Annotated in this window: 6 protein-coding genes; 2 read left to right on the top strand and 4 right to left on the bottom strand. The window is 71.0% G+C overall.

The features are described 5' to 3' along the window. Window positions 1-145: 145 nt before the first annotated feature. Together ACFU95_RS29135 and ACFU95_RS29140 are read right to left on the bottom strand one after the other, a co-directional pair. A complete protein-coding gene (locus ACFU95_RS29135) occupies window positions 146-1015 on the bottom strand; it encodes an esterase/lipase family protein (protein WP_383833038.1) in 870 nt (289 codons plus the stop codon). A 173-nt stretch (window positions 1016-1188) separates the two neighbouring features. Then, on the bottom strand, window positions 1189-1635 hold the full coding sequence (locus ACFU95_RS29140) for a MarR family winged helix-turn-helix transcriptional regulator (protein ID WP_383833041.1): 447 nt from the start codon (window positions 1633-1635) through the stop codon (window positions 1189-1191). Window positions 1636-1739: 104 nt separating this feature from the next. On the opposite strand from ACFU95_RS29140, the gene ACFU95_RS29145 reads away from it, so the two are divergent. After that, window positions 1740-2114: a cupin domain-containing protein gene (locus ACFU95_RS29145; RefSeq protein ID WP_383833044.1), complete on the top strand. Its 375-nt coding sequence runs from the start codon at window positions 1740-1742 to the stop codon at window positions 2112-2114. Window positions 2115-2131: 17 nt separating this feature from the next. Here the strand turns inward: ACFU95_RS29145 and ACFU95_RS29150 are convergent, their stop codons facing one another. Further along, the gene (locus ACFU95_RS29150) at window positions 2132-3142 is read right to left on the bottom strand and encodes a hypothetical protein (protein ID WP_383833047.1); all 1011 of its coding nucleotides are present in this window, start codon (window positions 3140-3142) and stop codon (window positions 2132-2134) included. Beyond that, window positions 3139-6597: a DNA polymerase III subunit alpha gene (locus tag ACFU95_RS29155; protein WP_383833049.1), complete on the bottom strand. Its 3459-nt coding sequence runs from the start codon at window positions 6595-6597 to the stop codon at window positions 3139-3141. The genes ACFU95_RS29150 and ACFU95_RS29155 overlap by 4 nt, the downstream gene beginning before the upstream one ends. A gap of 177 nt (window positions 6598-6774) precedes the next feature. On the opposite strand from ACFU95_RS29155, the gene ACFU95_RS29160 reads away from it, so the two are divergent. Next, the gene (locus tag ACFU95_RS29160; RefSeq protein ID WP_383833052.1) at window positions 6775-7818 is read left to right on the top strand and encodes a DUF3533 domain-containing protein; all 1044 of its coding nucleotides are present in this window, start codon (window positions 6775-6777) and stop codon (window positions 7816-7818) included. The last annotated feature ends 335 nt before the right edge of the window (window positions 7819-8153 follow it).

Raw genomic sequence — 8153 nt, forward strand, 5'->3', positions numbered from 1 at the left:
ACGACCGGGGAGCTTGGCGGGGTGTTTGGGTTCGGGGGGGGGGGGGGGGGGAGGTTGTGGTGCCTTCGCCGCGGACCCGGGGCTCTGGGGTCGAACCGGGGTCCCAGCCCGTCCAACCCCCGGTGGTACTCCTTCGTTCAGCCGCTCAACCGACCACGGACGCGCAGGTGGTCGCCGTGGCGCGGGCCGGGTCGAGCGCGTTGGTCACCTCGTGGAAGGCGATCCGGTCGGTCAGGCCCAGGAGCGCGTGTTCGGACAGATCGACCGCGCACTTGTCCTGGATCAGGACGTTCTTCACGTCGGGGCCGTTCAGGAACTGGGTCCGCCACGGCGTGACCACCTCGTCGTACTTGGTGGCTATGACCGTGTAACGGACCCCGGGAACGGTGTCGCCGCCCTCGTTGAGCCTGGTCATGAACTCGGAGCCGACGACCTGCTGGGCGAGGGCGGGGGTGGCGCTGCTGAGCAGGTCCTCGGCGCCGGGGAAGTACGGCAGCAGGTTGGTGAGCCCCGCCAGAGTGGTGCCGTGGTTGTTGGGCGCGATGCCGACGAGGGCGTTCACCTTGGCGGCACCGCCGAGGAACTTGAGGTAGTAGCGGGGCATCATGCCGCCCTGCGAGTGGCCGACGAGGTCGGCCTTGGCGGCGCCGGTGGCGGCGAGCACCGTGTCGACGTAGCTGGACAGCTGCCCTGCCGACTTGTCGATGGGGCCGAGAGCATGGAAGAAGGGCACGTCCTGCAGCTGGCCGTAGTCGAGGGAGAAGACGCAGTAGCCGCGGTTCACCAGATAGGGCGCGAGTCCCAGCCAGTTGTCGACGGAGTTCGCGAAAGTGCCGTGCACGAGGACGACGGGGCGAGGGTGGGCGGCGGACGGCTTGCACGAGTAGTCGTTCCAGCCACTGTGCGAGGCCGCCGCCGCTTCGGCCGCCTGGGCGGTGGTGGCGGGAACGACGGCGACCGCGGTGGTCAGCAGCAGCGCGGTCAGGGGTCTGAGCACTCGTTTCCAGGGCAGCATCGGGTGATCTCCTTGCGGCTCAAGGGAGGTGCGACGGCCTTACGCCCTGTGATCCGGATCACGAGGATGCTGTTCACTCGTCAAGTTACGGGCGAGTAGGAGACGTGTGAAGTTACGCGTCAGTAAAAACTTCCAGTGATAGTAAGGGGCGCTTCACATCCCCTGACGAACCCTCACCAGGCGGGCCTGATCGGCCCATAGGGCGCGATGCGCGCCAACTGCCCGGTCAGCGCCCGCACTTCACCCTCTCCGAGCACCTCCATCCACGCCCGAACGGCATCGGCGGCCGCCTCCTCGGCCGCACGGGTGCAGGCCCACCCCCGCTCGGTCAGCACGACCAGCCGGGCACGCGCGTCATCGGGATGGGGCCGACGCTCGGCGTAGCCCCTGCGCACGATCTCGTCGACGAGCTGGCTCGCGGCCTGCTTGGTCACGCCGAGATGGGCGGCGAGGTCGGTGACCGTCGCACCGTCCGGAGCGAGCCGGGCGAACGCGAACCCGTGCGCGGGCCGCAGTCCCTCGAAGCCCCGGGCGAGCACACCGTCATGGATGCGCTGCGTGAGCTCACCGGCGACGGCGAGCAGGGTGACGGACAGGGCCATGGCTTCGGAGTTCTGCACGCAGGCATTGAAACACCCTTGACGAATTGGTCAAGCAGCTTGACCATAGGTGACACATAGTCAAGCTGCTTGACCATCTCCGCATCCACGCCCAGGAGGCACCCGTGCCCGTAGTCCGCGCGTCCGAAGCCGTCACCCACGAGATCCACGGCGCCCGCTTCGTCTCGTACGCCACCCCTCTGACCGGCAGCAAGGAGCTGTGCGCCTGGCGCGGCGAGATCCCCGCAGGGACCAAGGCTCCTGCCCACACCGTCAACCGGGAGGAGATCCTGCACCTCCTCGACGGCGAACTCCTGATCACCCTCGACGACCGCACCGACCGGATCACGGCGGGCGACACCCTGATCATCAACCCCGGTGCGACCCTGACCGTGGAGAACCCGGCCGACCGGACCGCCGTCACCTGGGTCACCACCTCGATCGGCCTCACGGCGGAGCTGGCCGACGGCACGCGCATCACACCCCCGTGGGCCAACTGACCCCCGCCCGCGAGGAGCTACGCCGCCAACGCCCCCGGCATCACCGCATGCGGCCCGAACTTCGCTCGCGCGCGGTCCGCGACCTCCTCGATGCGACGGGCCTTCTCGTCGAGCGGGTCGAAGGTGAGCTGGTAGGAGGCCCGCTCGGCGGGGTCGAGCCCTTCGGCGCGCAGGGCCAGAGCACGCACACGGGCGCGCTGGAGACCGAGGCCCTCGTACATGCCGTACGCCGCCCTGGTCAGCGCCGCCGAGTGGGCCGTCGGCTCCTGCAACGTACGACTACGGGTCGTCGAGATGGGGGTCCTCCCGCTCGAGCCTGTTCGAGAGTGGGGGAGGTCGGCGTAGCGGGCGGTGAGGGTCAGGGTGCGGCAGACCTTGTCCAGCGCGCGCAGCCGGGCGCCCAGTTCCTCGGCGGCCGAGAGCAGGGCGCGGCGATGCCGGTCGGGATCCAGCTCATCGCGGGTGAAGGGCCGTTCGGTGGCCAGCGAGCGCGACACGGCGTCCGGCACCACCCGCCCCCGGTCGACTCCGCTCGCCTTCTCGCGCAGCTCACGGCCGGTCTTCGCACCGACCAGACGCTGGAGCGTGGACAGGGGCGCGGCGGCGACCAGGCCGAGGGTGTCGAGGCCGTACTCGCACAGGGTGCGGGCGGTGGCGGCGCCGACGCCGGGCAGCGCGGCGACGGGCTTCCCGGCGAGGAACTCCGCGATGGCGTCCGCCCCCTCGGGAACAGCACAGGTCACCCCGGGCCGGGCGTCCCGCAGCGCCACGCGGGCCAGCATCGGCCCCGACCCCGCGCCGATCGCGCAGTCGACCCCGTGATGGGCGAGGGCCCGCACCCGGATCACCGACGCCAGCTCGATGGCGTCCCGCCCGAAGTACCGCTCGGCGCCCCGCAGATCGGCCAGCGCCCCGTCCGGTGGCAGGGCCTGCACGACCGGTGTGAAGTCCTCCAGCAGTCCGAGCAGCCCCGGCAGGGCCGCCTCGCGCGTAGGCGGCAGCTGGAAACGTACGCAGAGGATGGTCATCCCGCACTCCCCGGACTCTGGTGCCACAACTTCCGTACCTGTGAAGGCTCTTGACCCGCCGGTCGCAGATCGGCCCACGGGTGCATCTCGTATCCGGTCGGCATCTGGATGCGCCGGCCGTGCGTCGGGTCGTCCCTGTCCCCCTCCGCCACGGGCTCCGCCAGCCGCGCCGCCACCACGTCAAGGCCGCCCTCGGCGCGCAGCTCGACCAGCTCGGCGAGGTTCCAGGCGGCGGAGCCCACCACACTCAGACTGCGCGGCCCCCGCCGCTGCACGACCCCCCGCACCAGCAGCAGCCAGGAGTGGAAGACGGTGTGGGCGCACGCGTCGTGCGAGTCGTCGAAGAAGGCGAGGTCGACCAGGCCCGTCCCGTCGTCCAGCGTGCTGAAGATGACCCGCTTGCCGGACCGGATCGGCGGCGTCTGGGTGGCCGCCTTGGCTCCTGCGACCAGCACGGTCTCACCGTGCCGGGCGTCCCGCAGCCGCCGCGCCGGGACGACGCCCAACTCGTCGAGGAAGGCCCGATGGTCGTCCATCAGATTGCGTGAGGCATCCATCGACAGCACGCCCAGCTCGGCGCTGAGCCGCTCCTGGGGGCTGAGGTCGGGCAGCCCGGCCGCGGCCGTCTTCCGCCCGCCGCTCAACGGGAGTTGGCCCCCGCCGCCCCCCTTGCCCCGGGCGCCCCGGTGCAGCTCGGTCAGATGCAGTTGCAGATCACGCCGGTTGGCCCCGAAGGCGTCCAGCGCACCGACCTGCGCGAGCCGCTGAGCAAGCGGCCGGCTGGGCCGCCCCCGCTCCCAGAAGTCGAGCAGCGAGGCGTACGGCTGCCCGTCCGCGATCCGTGCCGCCTCGGCCTCACTGATGCCGTACACATCGGAGAGGGCGAGCCGCAGCCCCCAAACCCCTCCCGCCTTCCCAGACTCGGACACCAGTTCGATACGGTGGGCGACCCCCGACACGTTCACGTCCAACGGCAGGATCGGCACCCCTCGCCGCCGCGCGTCCGCCAGCAGCAGCCGCTTCGGATACATCCCGGGGTCATGGGTGAGCAGCCCCGCGTAGAAGGCGGCCGGGTGATGGGCCTTCAGCCAGGCCGACTGATAGGTCGGCACCGCGAAGGCGACCGCGTGCGCCTTGCAGAAGCCGTACGACCCGAAGGCCTCGACGATCTCCCAGGTCCGCCGGATGGTCTCCGCGTCGTACCCACGCGCCGCCGCGTGCTGCGCGAACCACACCCGGATCCGCCCCTGCGACTCGGGATCCGACAACCCCCGCCGCACCCGGTCCGCCTCGTCCCGCCCGCACCCGGTCATGATGTGCACGATGTCGATGATCTGCTCATGGAAGACGACGACCCCGTACGTCTCCCGCAGCGGCCCCTGAAGATCCCTGTGCGGATAACGCACCGGCGCCCGCCCGTGCCGCGCCTCGATGAACGGTCGCACCATGTCGGCGGCGACCGGCCCGGGCCGGAAGAGCGAGATGTCGACGACAAGATCATGGAAGGTGGCCGGCTGAAGCCGCCCGACCAGGTCCCGCTGCCCCGGCGACTCGATCTGGAAGCAGCCCAGGGTCTCGGCGGAACGAATGAGCCGATACGTCTCCGGGTCACCGTCCCCCCGCTCGAAGTCGAGCGCGTCCAGATCGATCCGCTCCCCCGCGACCCGCTCCACCTCCGCGACCGCGTGCGCCATCGCCGACTGCATCCGCACGCCCAGCACATCGAGCTTGAGCAGCCCGAGATCCTCGACGTCGTCCTTGTCGAACTGCGACATGGGGAAGCCCTCGCCACTGGTCGGCATGACCGGCGTACGGGACAACAGAGAGGCGTCGGACAGCAGTACCCCGCACGGATGCATGGCGATCCCCCGCGGAAGGGCGTCGAGGTCCTCCACCAGCTCCCACAGCTTCCCGTACTTCTCCCGCTCCCCCGCCAGCTGCCTGAGCTCGGGCAGCTCGTCCAGTGCCGCCCGGGCATCCCGCGCCCGGATGTGCGGGAAGGACTTGGCGATGCGGTCGATGTCGGCCGGATCCATGGACAAGGCCGCACCCACGTCCCGGATCGCATGCCGCACCCGATAGGTCTCCGGCATCGAGACGGTCGCGACCCGCTCACTCCCGAACCGGTCGATGATCGCGCGATAGACCTCCAGCCGCCGCGCGGACTCCACATCGATGTCGATGTCGGGCAGCACCAGCCGGCGCTTGGACAGGAAGCGCTCCATCAACAACCCGTGCTCCACGGGATCGGCGTGCGCGATGCCGAGCAGATGGTTGACGAGCGACCCCGCACCGGACCCCCGCGCGGCCACCCGAATCCCCATCCTCCTTACGTCATCAACGACCTGAGCCACCGTCAGAAAGTAGGAGGCGAACCCGTGATGGGCGATGATGTCCAGCTCCTGGTGCATCCGCCCCCAGTACGCCCGCCGCCCGTCATAGCCGCGCAGCACCATGCCCGCCACCGCCCGCGAGGCGAGCGCCCGCTGGGCGGTGCGCTGCCCGGCACCGACGAGATACGGCTCGGGGAAGTGAACGGTGCCGATACCGAGATCGTCCTCGGGATCGACCAGACACTCGGCAGCGGCAGCCCCGGTCTGCTCCAGCAGCCGGTACGCGGCATCACGCCGGAAGCCCGCCGCCTCGACGACCCGCTCGGCGACCCGCGCCATCTCCCCCGGACCCTTGAGCCAGGCCTCACCGGAGTCCAGCTCCTTGGTGGAGTCGATGGGCACGAGCCGCCGTGCGGCGTCCAGCACATCGGCGACCGGCCCCAGACCGGGGTCCGCGTACCGGACGGCATTGCTCAGCACGGGCCGCACCCGCTGCTCGGCGGCGAAGCCGACGGTACGGGCGGCCAGCCTCAGCGACCCCGGCCCGGTGCCCTCGCGCCCGTGCCATACGGCCTCCAGCCGCAGGGAGTCCCCGTAGACCTCCCGCCAGGGCTCGAGCAGCCTGGCCGCCCGATCAGGACGACCGGCGGCAAGCGCACGCCCCACATCGGACTCGACACCGAGCAGGACGATCAGGCCGTCCCCCCGGTTGTCCCCCCGTGGCAGCAGCGGCGACCCCTCACCGGCATGCGCAGCAGAAACGATTCGGCACAGATCGGCCCACCCCCGGGCCCCGTCCCGGGCGAGAAAGGTGACCCGAGGCATCGACTCATCGACAAAAACACCGCCCCGTACCGGAACCCGACGCCGCTGCCCCGCGGACTCCCCCGCCCCCGGGAGCCCGAACTCCTCCACGGCCAGCTCCACCCCGAACAACGGCCGCACCCCCGCCGCCGCACAGGCCTTGGCGAACCGAACCGCACCCCCGAGCAAGTCCCGGTCGGTGAGCGCCAGGGCATCCATGCCCCGCTCGGAGGCGCGCTCGGCCAGCCGCTCCGGATGCGAGGCGCCGTACCGCAGGGAGAACCCGGAAACGGTGTGCAGATGCGTGAAACCCGGCACACGCACCTCCCGACTCACCATCCCGAGACCCGACCGGACCCCAACTCTCGAACATCAGTTCCCAACTCCCCCACCCCCACCATAGACCATTTCCGGACCGTTTCTCGAACATCCGTACGACATCCGTTCGGCCGCCCCCCACCTGCGCAAAGGCCCCGGGCCCCCGACCGTGGGGGCATGAAGCAGCCCCCCGGCGCCGACACCCCCCACAGCCCCTTCCTCGCCGAAGTGAAGGACGCCGTCACCCCACGAGCCACCCTGCTCGTGACCGGCGTGGTCGTCCTCGCCCTGCTCTTCATCGCCTCCTACGTGGGAGCGCTCCACGACCCCAAGCCCAAGGACGTACCCATCGCAGTAGTGGCCCCCGAGGTAGCCGCCCAGCAAACGGTGGACCGCCTGAAGAACCTGCCCGGCTCCCCCCTGGCCCCCCGCGCCGTGTCCGATGCCACGACAGCCCGGAAGCAGATCCTGAACCGCGACATCGACGGCGCCCTGCTGATCAACCCGACCGGCACCACAGACACCCTCCTGGTGGCCACCGGAGGCGGCAGAGTCCTGGCCACCACCCTGGAATCCCTCCTCACCACCCTGGAGAAATCCGAGGCCCGCACCCTCCGCACCCTCGACGTGGCCCCGGCCGACCCGCACGACGCCAACGGCCTCACGTCCTTCTACGTGACCGTGGGCTGGTGCGTGGGCGGCTACCTCTGCGCATCGATCATGACGATCAGCTCGGGCGCCGGCCGCCCCACCCCGAGACGCTCACTGATCCGCCTGATCGCCATGGCCGTGGTCGCCCTCGTCGGCGGACTCGGCGGCGCCCTGATCGTCGGCCCCGTCCTGGACGCACTACCCGGCAGCGTCGCCGCCCTCTGGGGAGTAGGCGCCCTGATCATCTTCGCGGTAGGCGCGGCCACCCTCGCCTTCCAGGCCATCTTCGGCCTGGCCGGCATCGGCCTGGTCATCCTGATCATCGTCATCCTGGGCAACCCGAGCGCGGGCGGCGCCCTCCCACCCCCACTGCTCCCACCGTTCTGGCGAGACATCGGCCCAGCCCTACCGCCAGGCGCGGGAACATGGGCAACCCGCTCGATCGCCTACTTCAAGGGCAACGACACAACCAGCTCACTCCTGGTCCTCTCGGCATGGGCAGCCGCAGGAACCGCGATCACCCTCCTGGCAGCATGGCTGCGCACAGGAGCCAGACCGAACACCCCATAGAACACACCCGCACCCGCGCACGGCGGCAAGGGGACACCTCCAGGGATGCCGCGCACCAGCACGCCCCCCACGGGCCCGCACCCGCGTAAGGCAGCGAGGGGCAGCGCCGGAGGATGGCGCGGCACGGCAGCCGCGTACGGCGGCTTGGGGACCCGCCGACGGACAGCGCATACCCACGCCCCGGCCCGCACACGCCGACGGCGGCGAGGGGCAGCGTCGAGGGATGGCGCATGCCACCCACGGACCCGGCGGCCGCGTACGGCGGCAAGGGGACGCGTCGGGGGGTGTCCGCCCGCAGAGTCCGGTGTCAAGACACGGCACCTCCTGGCAAAAGC

Source organism: Streptomyces sp. NPDC057623, assembly GCF_042800355.1.
Classification (GTDB): Bacteria; Actinomycetota; Actinomycetes; order Streptomycetales; family Streptomycetaceae; genus Streptomyces.

Excerpts from the sequence above, each read along its gene's own strand:
- ACFU95_RS29135 (WP_383833038.1), bottom strand. The coding sequence starts at position 1,015 with ATGCTGCCCTGGAAACGAGTGCTCAGACCCCTGACCGCGCTGCTGCTG.
- ACFU95_RS29150 (WP_383833047.1), bottom strand. The coding sequence starts at position 3,142 with ATGACCATCCTCTGCGTACGTTTCCAGCTGCCGCCTACGCGCGAGGCG.
- ACFU95_RS29160 (WP_383833052.1), top strand. The coding sequence starts at position 6,775 with ATGAAGCAGCCCCCCGGCGCCGACACCCCCCACAGCCCCTTCCTCGCC.